This is a genomic window from Streptomyces doebereineriae (genome assembly GCF_031845645.1).
GTDB lineage: Bacteria > Actinomycetota > Actinomycetes > Streptomycetales > Streptomycetaceae > Streptomyces > Streptomyces canus.
Genome location: NZ_JAVREZ010000007.1, coordinates 436026 through 453109, shown reverse-complemented (window position 1 = coordinate 453109; position 17084 = coordinate 436026). Strand labels below are relative to the sequence as shown.

The 17084-nt window shown below is 70.9% G+C and carries 6 protein-coding genes; 2 read left to right on the top strand and 4 right to left on the bottom strand.

From position 1 onward, the window contains the following. Positions 1–134 precede the first annotated feature (134 nt). Positions 135–9647 carry a hypothetical protein gene (locus RNB18_RS22940; RefSeq protein WP_311715969.1) on the top strand — a complete coding sequence of 3171 codons (9513 nt, stop codon included), beginning with the start codon at positions 135–137 and terminating at the stop codon, positions 9645–9647. A gap of 332 nt (positions 9648–9979) precedes the next feature. Here the strand turns inward: RNB18_RS22940 and RNB18_RS22935 are convergent, their stop codons facing one another. After that, positions 9980–11167, bottom strand: a complete 1188-nt coding sequence (locus RNB18_RS22935) for a magnesium and cobalt transport protein CorA (RefSeq protein WP_311715968.1) — start codon at positions 11165–11167, stop codon at positions 9980–9982. A gap of 153 nt (positions 11168–11320) precedes the next feature. Between RNB18_RS22935 and RNB18_RS22930 the strand changes: the two genes are divergently transcribed. After that, positions 11321–12451: a winged helix DNA-binding domain-containing protein gene (locus RNB18_RS22930; protein ID WP_311715967.1), complete on the top strand. Its 1131-nt coding sequence runs from the start codon at positions 11321–11323 to the stop codon at positions 12449–12451. 18 nt (positions 12452–12469) lie between these two features. Here RNB18_RS22930 and RNB18_RS22925 read toward each other — a convergent pair whose 3' ends face one another. The 3 genes from RNB18_RS22925 to RNB18_RS22915 all read right to left on the bottom strand — a co-directional run bounded on the left by RNB18_RS22925 (position 12470) and on the right by RNB18_RS22915 (position 17065). Further along, complete coding sequence (locus tag RNB18_RS22925; protein ID WP_311715966.1) at positions 12470–13117, bottom strand: LysE family translocator; 648 nt, start codon at positions 13115–13117, stop codon at positions 12470–12472. A 117-nt stretch (positions 13118–13234) separates the two neighbouring features. Beyond that, on the bottom strand, positions 13235–14026 hold the full coding sequence (locus RNB18_RS22920; protein WP_311715965.1) for a S1 family peptidase: 792 nt from the start codon (positions 14024–14026) through the stop codon (positions 13235–13237). Between the two features lie 213 nt (positions 14027–14239). Beyond that, entirely contained in the window at positions 14240–17065 is a 2826-nt protein-coding gene (locus tag RNB18_RS22915; RefSeq protein ID WP_311715964.1) for a helix-turn-helix transcriptional regulator, read from the bottom strand. Positions 17066–17084 lie beyond the last annotated feature (19 nt).

Here is a 17084-nt window from a genome sequence, read left to right as displayed (position 1 = left end):
CGTCGGACCGAGGGCTCGCCATGAGCCCCGGCCGAAGCAAGAACTCCGCCCGGGACGAACCGAATCGAACCGGACCGCGGACTGGAAAGGCCGGTTGACGGGGCGCCGTCACGCCGGGACAGGAAGGAACGCGCGTGCTCGAGAACTGGTACTTCTGCGCCGCTGTCGGTCTGCCACCTGCCGACGCGGCTGCCCACCTGGACACCCTCGCCGCGCTGCGGGAGCCCGTGGACGCCAACCGCTCCGAGGAACTGGTCTGCGCCGCTCTGGACTTTCTGCACGACTGCGAGAGCGGAATGATCCTGCACGCGCTGCCCCATGTCCTCGCCGCGCACCGGTCGTTCGTCGGCAGGCGCGAAGTGTCGGCACGCGCCTTCGCCCTGTACCGGGGCCTCGCCGGAATCAGCCCCGAAGGCACCCGGGCCTCGTTCGAGGCACTGCTCCGTGAGGCGGGCGGCGGAAACCAGAACAAGGCGGTCGACTTGTTGCGGCGGGTTCTAAAACAGGTCGCGAGCCGCGACTACACCGCGGATCCGTCTGTCTCGCCCTACCTGGACATGATGGAGCAGTTCGCGCCCGGCCTGCTGTTGACCGTCGGCCGCTTCCTCGCTCGCCACCGCCGCGCGCGTATGCGGGAGCGGCTCGGCGACCGTCCGGTACTGCTCCTCGCGGCCCTGCGCGGTGAACACGGCCGCCTCGCCCTGATCCAGGCCGCGGAGTGGAGCGCGACCCTGTGGCCGGAGACCGCCGACGAGGCGCGTCACGCGCTGGCCCTGCTCTCGGGCGGCGCCTTCGACATGGAACCCGACCTGCTCATGAGCGCGGCCCGGGTCACGTTCGGTGACCTGCCCGGCGACACGGACGACACGGCTGTGCCAGCCTTGCTCGACCGAATGGAGCGGGAGGCGATGTCCGGCGTTCGACTGCTGGGCTGGGTCGAGCAGTACGGCGCGGAGGGCGACTGGCGTGGTCCCGCCGCCCTTGCCAGGCGGCAGGCCGCGTACGTCCGGCTGGGCGGTGTCTCGGCACACCGTGACTCCGTCCTGCCCGCGGTGCTGTGGCAGCACACCCTGACCGCGCTCGCCACGGAACTTGCTTCGGAGGAGACGGCCGGGCGACTGGAGGCGTGGTGGCAGCCGCCGACCGCGTTCCCGGCCACGGACCAGGTGCCGAAAGTGGGCGTGTCGGTGCCCTACCACCCCGAGGAGTACGCCCGGGCCACCTTTCACGTGGGAAGACTGCTCCGCCTGCGCACACCACCACCGGTCCGCAGCCCCCAGCCGTCCCACCCGCAGCCCGTGCTCAGGGACGGGCCGGCCGCCGAAACCGACCCGGCCACCGCGGCACGTGTCTGGTCCCCCTGGATGCTGGAGCCCGTCGGCGGCAACGACAAGGAGACGCCCTCGGGGCCGCAGTTGACACGGGACGAGCCCGAGCAGCTCATCCGCCTGCTGGGTGCCGGTCTGATCGGCGAGCGCCTGCTCACAGCGGGACGACGCCGTGAGCGGCAGCCGGACTTCCTGCTGCTGTTGACCCTCCACATCAAGGACGTACTGGGCCGCCGCTACTACGCGTTGAGGAAGGCGATCGATGAGCACACCGGCCGGTCGCTCGTTCCCGGCGGCCACCTGGCGGGCCTCATCACCCATGTGACCCATGTGACGGACCGGGTCGGCAAGGGCCTGCGGCCCACCGTCCACCCGGCCGAGTTCCTGCGGGTGTTGCAGGCTCTGCACGACAACGGGTCTGCCCTTCACGGGGGACAGGCGACGTGGGGCCTCGTGAGGAAGGAGAACGGTCTGGGGGCGGCTTTGGACTGGGCGAAGGAGTCGGCCGCCGGTGGGGTCGGTCCCCACCGGACGGAGGCGGGCGCCCGCTGGTTCGTGGGCGATCCGTCGGCCGCGGACACCCTCTGCGACCTGGTGGCCGGACAGGGCAAGCACCCGGCGCGCAGAACGGCGGTGCTCGCCGCCCTGCTGCGGCGGGAGATCCACGGAGCGGACCCGGAGGCCCCGCTGCGCTGGGACTGGCGGATCGGCCACGGGCCGGTGCCGCCGTTTCGCAGGGGCCCGGAGACGATACTCCCCAACCATCAGCATCTCCTGCTTAGCGGCCCCAAGGACGCCGACCGGCACGGCTTCTCGTCCGCGGACTGGGCGCGGATGGGGCAGGACATGGAGGAACTGAGCCGCCTTGCGGCCGAGGAGCAGCGCAGGAGAGGGGAGACGGGAGAGGACAGGTGGCGGTTCGTGCCCCTCGCCGCCCGCACCCTACGGCTGACGACGTTGCTCGAACAGTCAGGACCGGGTGACGAAGACGCCGTCGAGGACGGGCTGGCCGAGGAGTGGGTGACCTCCTGGACGGAGTTGATCACATCGCTGAACTCGCCTCAGATGCTGCCGCGGGACATCCGCAGCCGCCTGCTGGACCTGTTCCACGTCAGCCCCGCCGGGCTCGCCGAACAGAGGCAGCTCATCGCCGTACTGGAACGCGTCGTCGACGCGATCATCGATCTCAGCCCGCGCGCCCCCCTCTACTACGACCGGCTGTTCGCCGAAGTGGGAGGCGCGATGACCCTCCCGGCCGAGAGCGCCAACCTGCTCCGGCACCGGGTGCTCCGGTCCTTCTACCACCGCTGGAGCGCCAACGCGTCGGCGAAGTCCCGCCCGCACCCCTTCGACACGTACGGCACCAGGATCAGCGCCCGAGGCACCGAGGCCGCGCTGATCGGGCTGCTGCGGGCCACCGCGCACCTTGAGTTCCCCTCGCGCGGTGTGCCTCTGGCCGCGGTGATGACCGAGGCATGGGAACGGGCCCAGCGGCCCCAGCTTCTGCTCCCCGTGCGTCAGGACATGGACAGCATCACCCTGGACTCCCGGCGTGTGGCAGCCGCCACCGTCGATCGTCGCACCTCCGAAGTCGTGCTCTACCGGCGCGAGGAGGCTCTGGACGTCGCGGTCAACCACCAGGGCGCACGTCACCAGGTCTCCGATCCGTTCACGACCGTGCCGGACGGCCCGGTGCCTTCCGGCTACGTCCTCGGTGTCGTCGCGGCCGTCACCGACGACGGCCGGATGACGAAGCTGTCGATCAACTGCGGCTTGCCTCAACTGCTGAACTATCCCCTTCGGCTGCGGAAGGAGCGGGAGCACTGGAAGGCCGGCCATCACCTCGCCGTCCGGATCGAGGCGGGGAAGATCTCCGAGATCGCGCCCCTGGCCATGCCGCGGCCCAGTCCCGGAGAGGTCCGCGGCGCTGTCCTGCGTACCTCGGACGCGTTTCCCTGGCTGTCGCTGAGGGTCGACGGCATCAGCGTGGACTGCTACGCCGGCGGTGGCTCCGCGGCGGACATCGCCGCCCGCCGGCTCTGGGACCCCGACATCTCCCGGCGGTTCGCGCCTGGGAGCGGTGTGTGGCCGGTACGCACGCTCGCCATGTGGCATGGCGAGTACCAGCGGTGGGTGCCGCTCGACTCCGGTCTGGCCGAACTGAGCGTGGCGCAGGGCGTGACGACCGCGCCCGACGAGGGGGACGTACTGCGGCTGGTGCTCTGCGACCGGGCGACGGACCGCGGCGGCCATGGGCCGGCCCTGCGCTTCGCGCTGACCCCGGGACGCACCTACGTACTCGGGCCGTCGGACTGGCACCCGGAGGACTGGCGGCTGCTGGAGTCCGCCTGCGCGGGGTCCGCGGAGGGGCTCATCGTCCACGCGTCGTTCGCGCCGGGCGAGAACCGGCTCCGACTGGCCCCGCCCGCCCATGACGGCAAGGTGTTCGACCGGCGCAACATCGACTGGCTGGCCGTCTTCACCCGCACGGGCGCGGCTCAGGACGACGCCGACGGCCCGACGGGCCCTACCGGCGACGACGACCTGTACCGGAAGGCGTTCGTCGAGACCGGTCCTGACGGAAAGGAGCGCTGGTGCATCGAAGTACCGGCGGTCGAGGGCTTTCCGAACAGAGTGGCCGCCCTGCCGAAAGGGGGCACGTTCCAGGGCCGTAGCGTCCTGTGCACCGTCACCAAGTGGGGTGAGCGGGAGGCTCGGCGTGCCGAGGCCGACGTGCTGCCGGTCAAGGAGACCGGTTTCTCGGTGGACGCCTGTATCGAGCACTACGACTTGCTGCGGCAGCACGAGACAAACGATTTCGTCGAAGTGGACGTCATCCCCGGCGACCCCACGAACGGTTCCAACAGGGTCTGGACCGTCGACGGAATCAGCGGCCTGGCCGACACCGAATCCCTGACCCTCACTGGTGAGTTCCCGAGTGGCAGGGTGCGGCGATGGGCGATCGTGACGCGCGACAGGACGTATCAACGGCCCCTGCAGCAGCGTCCGGAGCCGTTCGCGCACGAGGACCTGGTGCGCAACTGCCGGGGATTGTCCGACCTGGCGCTCCTCGCGGGTCCCACGCTGAAGGGCATCGTCGCGGGCCGCACACTCAACGCCGACCACAGACTCACCCATCTCCGGATCTGGCTGCGCCTGAGCAGTTCGGTCGTCGAGGTGGTCGATGTTCCTGTCTCGGCCTTCGACCAGAACAAGAAGGCGTACGTGGGAAACCAGCTGACCGCCTCGCGGACCGGTGACGGCTGGTCCTTCTTCGTCCACGGGCGTGACCTGAGGCTGAGGGGGTTGTGGACGGAGCGTCGCGCGCCCGGTCAGAACTGGAAGTCCGTCGGCACCTGGGTCACCCCGGACAACGAGCTGAAAGAGGTGTTCCAGGATCCCCGTCTCCCCTTGATCGCCGTCGTCGCGCCCGGCGACACCCCGGCGGCCGACCTAGGGCCGGCCAGGGCGAAGCAGGGCGGTGGGCGCGTCCACCCACCTCGTGCGGTGGTGGAGTTCGACCACCGGACACTGGTGGGCACGTCTTCCGGCGAGGCGCTGACGGACGCCTTCCAGGACGTGCACGTGGACAGTACCGAACTGGAGATCTTCGAAGTCGACGAGGAGGACGCCGAGGACGGGGCGGAGCCGCTGCGGCTGGTCGACGTCAGCCGCAGCTTCGTGCTGTCACCCCTCGTTCGGCCGCAGGCCGTCGAACATGCGCCGGCGGCGCCCGCCGTCAAGCCGGAGATCGCGTGGGAACGGCTTCGGGAGGGCGTGATCGAGGGCTCGCTCACCGACGACGAGACGCGGGTGCTGCTGCCGACGGAACAGGCACCGGACGACCACGGGATCTACCGGAGATGGCTGGCAGTGGCCGAAGGGCCACGGACGCTGGTCGGGGGGCGGGAGTACCTGAGGGACCGGGTCCGCTGTGTCGCGGTCGACAGCGGACGAGGGGCCCGCGCCTCCCATCTGGGCGTGCCGCCGGTATCGCTGCCCGACTTCCTGGCGGAGGTCCTCCCGCACGCCCGCCTCAACGGAAAACGCTACAAGATCAAGGGGTACCGTGACGCCCCTTCGAAACGCCCCTACTACGTCGGGCTCATGGACACCGAGGAGGCAAGCCTCCACCGCTTCGAATTCGGCTACGGCTGGTTCGTGGACATCCCGGTACCGGCGCTGACGATGGGTGGCAAGCCCGTCGATCCCCGAGGCATCGCCCTCTTCCACGGAGACCAGGTCCGGGCGATGTCCTTCCGGCGGGACGCCTCGGTGCCCGGAGGCATCTCGGTGGAGATCGCCTCCGGCGACGTGCACAAGGGCGTGGAGAGCCGGGTCTACGACGAGGCCGTCCACCACCACGTGCTGCATCTTCTGGACGTCTCGTTCGACCACGCGCGCGGACTGGTCCTGGTCGAGCGGGTGTACACCGGCAATCGCCGACTGCTCCCGGGCGAGGAGGACATCCACGTCAAGGACGAGCGGGTCAGTGCGTCTCTCGACCCCACGCAGGCCCGGGCGCTGCTGGCCAAGTACGGGCCGGAGACGCGCGGCCGGAAGGTCCTCGCCCGACTCGAACATGAGAAGACCGGTCCCGCCCGTAAGGCGCTGCTCTTCACTCTGGTGCCACCGCGTCCGGACGACGGAAAGAACGGCCTGCGGCGGGGTGACAGGATCTATCTGACGGCCGGAAGGATCACGCGAACCAAGAACGACCACTTCCTCCGCTTCGGCCTGCCCCAGGACATCGACCTGCCCGAGGACGACGACCGTCCGGCACAGCCTCTGACGGTCAAGGTGTTCCGCCGGGACTTCGCCCATCGCGAGAACTGTCTGCGGCGGGCCATGGAGACGCACGAGGACAAGGAGGCCGTGTACGAGAACCAGGCCACGATGCTCGTGCGGCTGGACAGCCTGCACGACGACGCGCGCAACGACTGGACCGGCTCCACCAAGTTCCCTCTGACCCGGCCTCTGCGGCTGCTGCGCTCCTACCTCGACGAGACGCGCACCGACTGCTTCGGCACCGTGGTCGAGGGGCGCCCCGACCAGAACGGGAGGGTGCCGAAGTACCTCGAGATCCGGCCCGGGATCCTGTTCCCCGCCGACGAGGTGCGGGGCGCCTCCGACATCCCCCACGGTTCCGTCGTACGGCTTCGGCGCCACCACGACGAGGTGAGCGCCCATGTGGCCGTACCCGCAGACAGCACCTTCCTCGGGAGCCGGCCCCGTCCTGTCGTGGTCTTTCCCAAGGACCGGCTCAGGGATTCGGACGCCCTTGACGCCGCCCACCGTCCGCGCAGCTTCACGCTGGCAGGACTGCCCGGTATCGGTGCGCGGGTCGACCGGGCGACGGGTGCGCGCCGCGAGCCCGGCGTCGATTTGCTGCGCACCCCGCATCCGAAGATCACCGGCGCGGTGACGGACAACGGACCACGTGGCGACACCGCCAGGCTGGTACCGCTCCGGGGAGCGCTCGCCGGGCGGATCGTCCTCCCGGCCGCCGAGGAGTGCACGACCGGGGTCCTGGTCGAGGTGCTCCCCCTGGCCGAGGGCGCCCCCGCGGACCGGAACGGCGGCCCGACCCTGCACATTGACTGGTCCCGGTTGTCCTTCATGAACGGCACCGCGCAGCAGATCGCGGCCGCCTGCCGGAGCCGGTACTGGCGCTATCACGACCGTGTCAGCTGGTACTGGCCCGAGGGCGAGGACGCCGCACAGCAGGACGCGCTGCCCGGCAGAGCCCGGTCGACCGCCGAACCCGTCTTCTTCTCACCGGCCCTGACGACGTGGACCCTGCGCCACGACCCCGCCGAACTACGACGCTTCGGGTTCCCCGCCACCGAACTGGTGGAGAACCTTCGCACCGCCGAGAGTACCGGGCGCACGGCCTGGGCGGTGGCGTGGGCCGACCGGCACACCCTGTGGCTGGAACTGGCCCCGGGGCGGGTGGTGGAGATCTGCGCCGAACTGGTCCGCTTCTCCGACGGAGGTTCGCTGGCCGACCTGGACTGGTCGTTCTTCGCCCCGGGCGACCTGGTCTACGGACGGGTCGAGGGCGGTGTGAACGAATGCGGCCACCTGACGCTGGACACCTGGCATCCCGGAGTCCGCGGAGCCCTCGGATCATCCTCCGCGCGGCGCATGCTGCTCCCCGTCGACCATCTCAACGAGGCGGAAGGGGCACTGCTGCTGGGAGAAGGGGCTTCCACCTTCCCCTATCCCGCCGACCGGCGGGTGCTCGACGCGTACGCCACCGCCGGCGCCGTCTGGCTGAACCGAGCCAACGAGCTGACGGCGCTGGTGGATTCACCGCCGTCCGCCGGTGACGTGGTCTTCCTGTCCCTGGCTGACGGTGTCGTGTCCGTCCAGGGCCTGCCACGGGCCCGCGTGCTCATCAGCGCCCCGTCGCAGGAACGCTGGCCCGACTGCGACTGGCTGCGGGAAGCACTGATCTCCGCGAACCGCGGCGGCGTTCTGGACCGCGCGCTGTCCGGCCTCCCGGTGACCGTCGAACACATCACGGCGGACGCGGCGCCCGTCCTGACCGTGAGCCGGCGGGCCCAGCCCGGGGGACCCGCCTCGACAGGGTCGGTGCTCGTACAGCCGCTGGCCGATCTGGGGCACGGGCACGTGGCCGTGCGGTCGGGCAGCGCTCTGTTCCGGGTGCACATGCACGACGTACTGCCGACCCTGCCCGAGACAGCCGCGACCGCTGCCGCAGCCGCTCTCGTCGAGGGAGGAAGAAGCACTCTGCGGCTGTACTGGGACGCGCGGACAAGGAAGTTCAGCGGCAGGCCGACCGATGACCACGCGGACCCGGGCACCGGGTCCGGCGAGCCTGGTGAGACCACCGTCCGCCCCTTGCTGTCGGTGAACGACGCCCAAGGCCGCTGCCTGGGCCTGATCTGCCACGACGAACGGGATCATCTCCTGACCTGGCTGGACGCAGCGGACGCGGCCTGGACCGCGGACCTGACGGGGGACGCCCTTCTCAAGCACCTGCGAGATCTGCGTCGGATCGCTGTGCTGCGCACCGCTCCCGGCGCGGTCACCCTGACCGGGCTCTCGATCAACGTGCGGGAGTACGGCAACCTGACGCCGGGCCAGCGACGGCGGGTGACGGTCGTCGACCCGGCACCGCCGGCCGGCCCGGGAGCCGGGTCGATCCGCCGCTGCGTGGTGTCGGTCGAACCCCTCGGGATCCTCGCCGAACACATCGTGACGGAGGGAACGGTTCCACCGCCGGTCGGCGAGACCCTGTCTCTGGAGGTTTCCAGGGTCGGCCGGGGCGCGGGACCACGACTGCTCTCGCTCGTCGAGCCCGGCAGCCGCCTCACGGTGGCGGATCTGCCGGCCTGGACGATCAGGGCACTCGCCTCCCTGCACGACGCGAGCCCGCAGACGTCCGCCGTCGCCGTGGACGGGCTGATCGACCCGCGCTTCGACACCTACCGATCGAGCTACCAGCACGGCCTGGACGGAGCGGCAACGACGGGCTCGTTCGCTGATCCCGCCTGCGAGGTCCTGCGCGTCCTGGGAGCCATGGACCGTGGGAAGGAGATCACCGAAACCGACAAGGCGGACGCTTCCTCGGTCGTCCGGTCATGGCTCCACTCCCCGCAAGGCCGGGCAGCTGTCCTGCAGCAGCCCGCCGAAGTGGATGTGGCCCCCTTGCTCGCCGCCTGCTGGCTGGGCATCCGCGCCGGTGCCCGCTCGATCCACCCGTCGCCGGGCTGGGTCACCTATCTGCTGGCCCGGCTCGGTGATCGCGCGATCAGTTCCCTGCACACCGAAGCCCTGGTGACCCAGTGGCTCGTCCACCCGCAGCGGCACATGAGCCAGGGCGGTGACTGGCGTCGCCTCAGGACCGTCGAGATCGCGTCGAAGCTCACCCCGAAGCAGGTGAGCGCCGTGCGGGGCTTCGGGGAGGCCGTCACGTCCCGCCCGGTGTGGGGACTCAAGGAGAGCGAGGCGGCGCCGGTCGCCCGCAGCCTGCTCGCGGCGGTCGGCGCCCTTCCCGCCGCCCAGGCGCTGCGCGACGACGCGTTCGTCCTGCGCCCCCTCGTCGACCTCGCGGCCGGCCTGCGTCCTCCCCGAGGCAAGCCCGTCCCTGACTGGAGCCTCCTGCATCAGCAGCAGATGACCGTACGGACCGCCCTCGACCAAGTGGTCGGTGCCGACGCGATCCCGTTGACCTTGCTACCGGCGTACCTGTCGCTGACGAGGGAAGGTGAGGCATACGGTAAGGAGCTGCTCCGGGCGACAGGGAGGGAGCTGCCGTACAAAGGGGTGCCTCCTGGGCCGTTGGTGTGATCGAGCCGTCACCGGAAGTCAATTTCCACCGCGCGCTAATATCACTGTCTGTGACAGTGCTTCTCGCTCTCCCGCTGTGTGGAGGTTGCAGGGCGTCGCATACGGCGACCCGGCACACTGCCACTGGGCGTGTTGCAGGACGGTCGTTTCTCCCCGGTTGCTCCCCAGTGCTCGATGGGCGCCAAAAACCCTGGTCAGGTGCCCGATAGAAGCAGGAAGAGGAGATCGCCTGCATCACCTCTCCCCAGGGGCTCCCCAGGGCCGGTTCCAGCCCGACCTGCGCCCGGCGCGAGAGCAAAGACCGCAGATGGACTGAGCTCGCCAAGGGGAGCTTAGAGCCAGTCCCTCCGCTTGAAAATCACGTACAAACTAACGCAAACCACCCCCATCAAGCCGATCGCGAAGGGGTATCCGAACCTCCAGCTCAACTCCGGCATGTGCTCGAAGTTCATCCCGTAAATGGTCCCCACGAGCGTCGGAGCAAACAGAATCGCCGCCCAGCTCGAGATCTTCTTGATCTCCTCGTTCTGTTCGAACCCCGCCTCCGCCAACGCCCGCATCTCCGCGTTCTGTTGCTGGGTGACGAGGGTCGCGTTGACCGTGAGGATGTCGGTGAGGGCCTGGCGGAAGCCGTCGACTCGTTCGCTGGTGTGGGTGACGTGGTCGGCGACGTCCCGCAGGTAGCGCTGCAGTTCCTCGTCCGTGCCGTACTTCGCGAAGCCGGCCATCAAGGCGTGCAGCATGCCGACCAGGGGGCGGGTGGCGCGCTGGAACTCGACCATTTCGCGGGAGAGTTCGTAGATACGGCGGGAGACCTCCGGGTCGCCCCGGAAGACCTCCGTCTCGATCTCGTCGATGTCGTTCTGGACGCCCGAGACGACCGGCGCGTAGCCGTCGACCACGGTGTCCAGGATGGCGTAGAGGACGGCCTCGGGGCCCAGGCGCAGCAGCTCCGGTGTCCCCTCCATGCGGTGACGGACCGCCGAGAGGTCCGGGGCCGCCCCGTGCCGGACAGTGATCACGAAGTCCGGGCCCACGAACACGTGCAGTTCGCCGAAGTCGACCTCCTCGGGGGCGTCCAGATAGCGGGCCGCCCGAAGCACCACGAAGAGCGTGTCGCCGTAGCGCTCCAGCTTCGGGCGCTGGTGGGCCTCCATCGCGTCCTCGACGGACAGCGGATGCAGGTCGAACTCAGCCGCCAGGGAGAGGAGTTCGCTCTCCGTGGGGCGAGCCAGGCCGATCCAGGCCATTCCGGACGGCTGTTCGCGCAGTTCGCGGAAGGTGTCCGCGAGCGTCGCGGGGGAGGAGACGCGCACGCCGTCGCGGTAGAGAGCCGCCTGGACGATGCTCGGCGGCTCGGCCGTCTCGGGGGCGGGTGGTTCGGCGCCGGGCGCCGGAGTCTGAGGCGGGGCGGAAGGCGGGGTCAGGGCACGGCGCCAGGCGGACTTCTTGGAACCCTTGGCGGCGGAACCCTTGGCGGCGGAGCTCTTCGCGGCGGGGCGGGCGCGTCGCTCGGACATCGTGGCTGCCTCTCGCTCTCGGGTCGAGCCGACGTCGGCGTGATCACGGAGCAGGGTATACGGGGCAAATGACATCGTAGGGGGGAGACGTCACTGATTCTCGGTGAGAGTTGCGGACAGGACATGTCCGCAAGGAGCTCTAGCGTGTTCCGTATGACCAAGACGACCGCGTCGGCCCCCGTGCTCAGCCCCCGCGCCCTCAATCGCGCGACCCTCGACCGGCAGCTGCTCCTGCGCCGGTCCGGCCTGTCCGCGAAGGCCGCCGTCGGACATCTGCTCGGCCTCCAGGCCCAGAACGTCAAACCGCCGTACTACGCGCTCGCCGCCCGCCTCGACGGTTTCGCCCCCGAGGAGCTGTCGGAGCTGATGGCCGACCGCGAGGTCGTCCGGATCGTCACCATGCGCTCGACCATCCACACCCACACCGCCGAGGACTGCCTCACCCTGCGGCCCCTCGTGCAGCCCGCCCGCGACCGCGAACTCATCAACTTCCGCAAGGGACTTCAGGGCGTCGACCTCGACCGCCTCGCCGTCCTCGCCCGGGAACTCGTCGAGGCGGAGCCGCGCACCATGAAGCAGCTGCGCGAGGCACTCCTCACCGAGTGGCCGGACGCCGACCCGCAGGCGCTCGCCATCGCCGCCCGCTGCAAGCTGCCCCTCGTCCAGGTCACCCCGCGCGGACTCTGGGGGAGAAGCGGCCAGGTCGCGCTCACCACGGCACAGCACTGGCTCGGACGCCCCGCCGAACCCACCCCCACTGAACCCACACCATCCGGATCCACCCCCGACGCCACCGTCCTGCGCTACCTCGCCGCCTTCGGCCCCGCCTCCGTCAAGGACATGCAGACCTGGGCCGGACTCACCCGCCTGCGCGACGCCTTCGAGCGGCTCCGCCCCCAGCTGCGCATCTTCCGCGACGAGAACGGCGTCGAACTCTTCGACCTCCCCGACGCGTCCCGCCCCGCCGAGGACACGCCGGCCCCGCCGCGCTTCCTGCCGGAGTTCGACAACCTGCTGCTCTCCCACGCCGACCGCACCCGCGTGGTGCCCAAGGAGTACTGGGGCCGCAGCTGGCAGGGCAACCAGGCCTACTGCACGCTCCTCGTCGACGGCTTCCTCGCGGGCGTCTGGAAGCTCACCGGGGACACGCTCGTCGTCCAGCCCTTCGACCGGCTCACCAAGGCCCAGCAGAAGGACGTCACCGCGGAGGGGCAGCGGATGCTCGCCACGCTGCACCCGGGGACGCCGTACGACATCCGGTTCGGGACCGTCGTAGGAAGGTGACCCGCCGAAGGGGACCGCTCAGTCCGCCCGCCCCGTCACCGCGACCGTCAGCCCCAGCCCGATCATCGTGAACCCGCCCGCGCCGCCGATCACCGAGAGGCGGCGGTCGGAGCGGGCGAACCAGGTGCGGGCGGCCGACGCGGTCAGGCCCCACAGGGTGTCCGTGACCAGGCCGATGGTGATCGGGACCAGGCCGAGCAGCAGCATCTGCGCCGGGACGTGGCCCGCCGAGTGGTCCACGAACTGGGGGAGCACGGCCGCGAAGAAGACGATGCCCTTGGGGTTGGTGACGCCGACGAGGGCGCCGTCGAGCACCGTCCGCAGGTCACCCCGCGCCGGTCCGGCGGACCGGGAGGCGATCGCCGAGGCCTTCAGCTCCTTGCGGTGCCGGAACGCCTGCACCCCGAGGAAGACCAGATACGCGGCGCCCGCCAGCTTCACCGCCAGATAGACGGCCATCGACCGTTCCACCAGGGAACCGATCCCGACCGCGACCGCCACGACGAGCAGGTAGGAACCGAAGACGTTGCCGATCGCCGTCGCCACCGCGGTACGCCTGCCGTGCGCGAGGGCCCGGCCGATGACGAACAGCACGCTGGGCCCCGGGATGACGATGACCAGCAGGGACATCGCGGCGAAGGCGAGGACACGGTCCGTTGACACCATGGCGGTCATTGAAACACGGATCGCACACATGGACAGGGGGCGCTGCGGGCCGCTCGTGGTGGCCCGCAACGCCCCCGGCTTCTCACCTGAGCGATGCTCAGGAGAACCTCTGGGGACCTACGAGTTGACCTGCGCGGTCACGAGGCTGGAGAAGGTGGTCAGCCGGGTGTAAATACCCGGGTAACCGGCCTCCGCGCACCCCTCTCCCCAGGAAGTGATACCTGCCAGGACGCCCCCGATGAGCAGGGGACCGCCGCTGTCGCCCTGGCAGGTGTCTACGCCGCCGGATGTGTATCCGGCGCAAACCATGTCGCTCGCGACGAAGTCGGAGCCGTAGGAACTGGCACAGCTGGAGTTGGACACGATCGGCACGGTCGCGGTCCGCAGCTGGTTGGAGGAGCTGCCGCTCTCCGAGGTGGTGCCCCAGCCGACGATGCGGGCCGTGGTGCCGGCCGCGTACACGCTGGTCTGGGACGAGGAGACGTAGGACGCCGTGGTGTACGGCATCGATGTCGACAGCGTCAGCACGGCCACGTCGTCGCCGTTGGTGGCGTCCGTGTAGTCCGGGTTGATCCAGATCTTGCTGACCCGGCTGACCGTGCCGTTGGTGCCGTTGAGGTAGGTGCGACCGCCGACGACTCTCACACTGCTGGTGGTCTCACCGACCATGCAGTGGGCCGCGGTGACGACCTTGGTTGCGGAGACCAGGGTGCCGCCGCAGAACTGGTTCTGCGAGGCGTCCGTGATCTGCATCATGAACGGGTACGAGGTCGTGGTCGTCGTCGTACCGCCGACGATGGGCTGGGGAGCGGCGACGGCGGTGGGGGCGCCGAGCAACGCGGTGGCCGCGGCAGCGGCGGTCGCCAGGGCGACGCCGGTGGCCTTTTTCGCACGGGTGAGACCGAACATCAGTGAGTCTCCTCAGGGTTGCCGGTGGGGGGTCGCGCGGGTGTGGGGGTGTACACGGGGGTCGCGGGACCGACCCCCGTATGCCCGGGCGAGCGGCATGTTCATAAGCTAGAACGCGGAAGTTCCCCTTCCCAATGAGGGAACCCCCTAGCGGAGTTGGGCAGGGAAAACCCTCGGTCCGCCCTGGGGAGAGCATTTCTGACGGACCGTCAGCTACGGTCGGCGCCCCGCCGCCAGCCGGACGATGTCCACCCGGGAGCGGATCCCGAGCTTGCGGTAGACCCGGGTGAGGGTCGCCTCGACCGTCTTCACACTGATGAACAGCCGCGCGGCTATCTCCCGGTTGGTGGCGCCCTCCATGACGAGCGCGGCCACCTGACGCTCCATCGAGGCCAGCCCTTCGAGCCCCTGGAGCCCTTCCAGACCGTCCGGCGCGGCGGTGGGCGCGGCATCCGGCTCCTCCGGCCGGGCCAGCGCGGCCGCCTCCACCTGGCGCAGCCAGGGCAGCGCCCGGCAGCGCCTGAAGAGCCGGGCCGCCTCGTCGTACGACGTCGGCCCCGGGCGTCGGGTGCGCAGCTGGGCCAGGGCGAAGGCGGCGCGCGCCTCCTCCAGGCCGTAGCCCAGCTTGGCGAGACGATCCTGCACCGACGTCAACTGGACCAGCGCCGCCTCGTGTTCACCGCGCGCCGCGCGCACCAGTGCCTCGGCCCGGTCCAGTACGGCGAGCACGCTCTCCCGGCCCAGCCGGAGCGCGCTCACCCGCGTCACGTCGATGACGTCCTGTGCCTCGCCGGTCTCCCCGATGCGTACGAGGGCCTCGGCGAGGTCGCCCTGCCAGCGGCCGCGCGCCGGGTCCGTGATGCCGAGCCCCTGCTCCAGCTCGCGCACCCGGCGCAGCGAACGGACCGCGCCCTGCGCGTCCCCGGCGACGAGCTGCGCGTACCCGAGGACGGCCAGGCCCCGGGACTCGTACATCTGGTCGCCGTTCTCCTCGGCGTGATCGACCGCCTCCCGGGCCAGTTCGAGCGCCCGCTCGACAGTGCCGCCCGAGGCCTCCGCGATGGAGGCGAGCACGGCCGAGGCCACCTCGCCGATCCCGGTGTCCCGGGCCATCATCAGGCTCTCCCGGGCCAGGTCGAGCGCCCGCCCGCAGTGCCCTGAGCGCAGTTCGGTCTCGGCCACCCCGCGCAGGAAGTGCACCTCGCTCTCGACCGAACCGCGCCGCCGCACCTCGCGCAGCAGCGCGGTGACCGTCGCGCGGGCCTCGGGCAGCTGGTCGCTCATGATCAGCCAGCGGAAGCGGGAGTACCCGGCGCCGTTGTGATGGCAGGACACTCGCGGGTCCTGGGGCTCCTTCAGGGCGCGCTTGATGGTCGCGGGGGCGTCCGGATGGCCCATGAGGGTCTCCAGCTGGGCCTGGAAGGACAGCGCCATCAGTTCGTTGTAGCGGTCGCCGGCCCGTGCGGCGAGAGCTGCCGAGTGCGCGGCCTCCCCGCGGGCCTCGTCGAAGTCGCCCTCGACGAGCAGGGCGCGCCAGGCCAGCTGGTAGCGGATCAGGGCGAGCAGTTCGGGGTCGTCGCCCGCGTCGGCCAGCGCCTGCGGGAAGACCGCGTCGACCTCCGTCATGGCGTGACCCGCGGTGTCGATCACGATGATCCAGGCCCGCACCCGGTCCGCGGGCACGGTCGCCCGGGTGAGCACGTCCCGGGCGATGTCCCGGGCGAGGTCCAGCTCACCGGCGGTGATCGCGTCCTCGGCCGCCGCGAGCCGCCGTACGTCAGGAGCGGGCACACTGTCGGCCGGGGTGTGCCGGGCCGACAGCAGCCCGAGGGAGGCGGCCATCGAGGGTGCGCCCCGGTCCCGGGCCAGGGCCGCGGCCTCGGCGAGCCGGGCGGCCACCTCCGGGTCGGTGCCGATGGTCGCGAGGGCCAGATGGCGGGCCCGCTCGATCGGGTCGGAGGCGGCCGTGGACAGCGCGCGGTGCGCGTCCCGCCGGTCCTGCGCGGGCGCCTCCGCGTACAGCGCGGCCGAGATCAGGGGATGCGCGAAGCGTACGGCGGGACCCTCGGCCTCCGTCGCGAGCAGGCCCAGCGCGGCCGCCTGGGCCATCTCCGCCTCGGCGTCCGTGCGGCCGGCCGCGTGCAGGAGGGCCGGCGTTGGGCGGGCGCCCGCGCTCGCCACCAGGAGGGTGCGGCGGGCCTCCTCGGACAGCATCTCCAGGCGGCTGAGCACCAGGGCCCGGAGCGAGGTGGGCACCGGCAGCGGCTCACCGGGGCGGGGCGGGGTCGGGTTCTCGGTGAGCGCGCGGCCGAGTTCCAGGGCGTAGAACGGGTTGCCGCCGCTGGTGCGGTGGATGTCCCGGACGGTGGAGCGCTGCAGGCCGGTGTAGCCGCGGTGGTCGAGCAGCGCGGCCACCTGTGCGCGGGTGAGCGGGTTGAAGCGGACGGCGAGACTGTCCGGTGGCAACGCGCGTAGATGACGGTCGTACTCGGGACCGTCGGTCCGGACCGCGCACAGCATCCGCACCGGGATGTCGCCGAGCCGCCGGGCGGCGAAGCCGAGCAGTTCCAGGCTCGCGGGGTCCAGCCACTGAACGTCGTCGGCGACGACCAGGACGGGCCCCTCGGCGGCGAGGGCGCGCAGTGCCGACAGCACGGCCAGGCGCAGGGCCAGGCCGTCGCGCTGGAGGGTGGACTCACCGCGTCCGGTCAGCGCCGACTCGAGCGCGGTGCGCTGGGCGGCGGGCAGCTTGTCGGAGACGTCGTCGAGGACCAGACCGAAGAGGTCGGCCAGGGCCAGGAAGGGGAGGTGGGATTCCGACTCGGTGGCCGAACAGCGCAGCACGGTGTGGGCCGCTCCGCCGTATTCCGCGGCCAGGGCCCGCAGGACGGTCGACTTTCCAATTCCGGCCGGGCCGTGCAGGAGCACGCTGCCGCCGCGGGCCAGCTGCTCACGGGCCTGGCCGAACAGCTCGTCCCTGCCGATGACCAGGTCAGGGCGGCATCTCGCGGGCTCCTGGAAGTCGCGTGGCACGGTCACCGCTCCCCTCCCTGTGTCG

Excerpts from the sequence above, each read along its gene's own strand:
- RNB18_RS22935 (WP_311715968.1), bottom strand. The coding sequence starts at position 11,167 with ATGTCCGAGCGACGCGCCCGCCCCGCCGCGAAGAGCTCCGCCGCCAAG.
- RNB18_RS22930 (WP_311715967.1), top strand. The coding sequence starts at position 11,321 with ATGACCAAGACGACCGCGTCGGCCCCCGTGCTCAGCCCCCGCGCCCTC.
- RNB18_RS22925 (WP_311715966.1), bottom strand. The coding sequence starts at position 13,117 with ATGGTGTCAACGGACCGTGTCCTCGCCTTCGCCGCGATGTCCCTGCTG.
- RNB18_RS22920 (WP_311715965.1), bottom strand. The coding sequence starts at position 14,026 with ATGTTCGGTCTCACCCGTGCGAAAAAGGCCACCGGCGTCGCCCTGGCG.